Origin of the sequence: Clostridium sp. MCC345, assembly GCF_018785345.1 — a bacterium.
Classification (GTDB): Bacteria; Bacillota; Clostridia; order Lachnospirales; family Anaerotignaceae; genus Anaerotignum_A; species Anaerotignum_A faecicola.
In genome coordinates this window covers 1-689 of record NZ_WQPP01000055.1, presented here as the reverse complement: position 1 = coordinate 689, position 689 = coordinate 1, and the positions used below count along the sequence as shown (strand labels likewise).

2 protein-coding genes are annotated in these 689 nt (G+C 51.2%); both read right to left on the bottom strand.

Features of this window, described 5'->3' with window-relative positions; genetic code table 11:
* A partial coding sequence (locus GPK49_RS09200) for a phage replisome organizer N-terminal domain-containing protein (protein WP_215677571.1) occupies positions 1–453 on the bottom strand: 453 nt, incomplete at its 3' end.
* Complete coding sequence (locus tag GPK49_RS09195) at positions 443–655, bottom strand: hypothetical protein (protein WP_058966390.1); 213 nt, start codon at positions 653–655, stop codon at positions 443–445. The genes GPK49_RS09200 and GPK49_RS09195, both read right to left, overlap by 11 nt.
* Between the last annotated feature and the right edge of the window lie 34 nt (positions 656–689).

Here is a 689-nt window from a genome sequence, read left to right as displayed (position 1 = left end):
CTCTATCTCTTTCTCTAACTCTATCTCTGGTGGACGAATGTCGGACAAATGTCCGCCTTTTGTCCGGGGCGGTAAAAGTGCCTTGTTTTCCAGCCTTGCAGCCCGTTTCCTCTCGGCTTCGGTAGAGGACTGTCCTATCATCAGCTCAATGTCGGTCATATAGAAAGCCCCGCTGTCAAGCTGCTCCACAAGCCCCAACTGCCGGAAAATCTCTAAAGCCCTCTCAACCGTCCCTATCTGGTGGCGGGTCAGTGTCGCTATCATCTGCGCTGTGTAGGGGATATGCTCGTCAAGCTGCAATTTCCCGCCGTTTTTCAGCGATTTTAAGTACAGCTTCAAGAGGATATTGGAGTATAAAATCCCGTCTTTCATATCTTCCAGCAGCACAATGGAGTCGCTGTCAAAAAAGTTCTCTTTCAGCTTGAGGTAGTAATACTTGCGGTTATCTGCCATTGTCCCTGTCCTCCTTTTTCCGGCGTTTGGAGTAGTAGTGGGGGCAGAGTATGATAACCGCCCGGAAGCTCTGCTTGCAGCTATGGGTACAGCCCCGGCAGAGGTCGTTGTATGTGATACGGTCGCAGGTGGTATTCCCGACTTTTACTTGCCGCAGGAAAAAAGACCATTCCAGCCGCCGTTTCTTGCTCATTCTTGGCATGGGTGCGCTCCTTTCTGCCGTTTCCGCTGGTGTG

Excerpts from the sequence above, each read along its gene's own strand:
- GPK49_RS09195 (WP_058966390.1), bottom strand. The coding sequence starts at position 655 with ATGCCAAGAATGAGCAAGAAACGGCGGCTGGAATGGTCTTTTTTCCTG.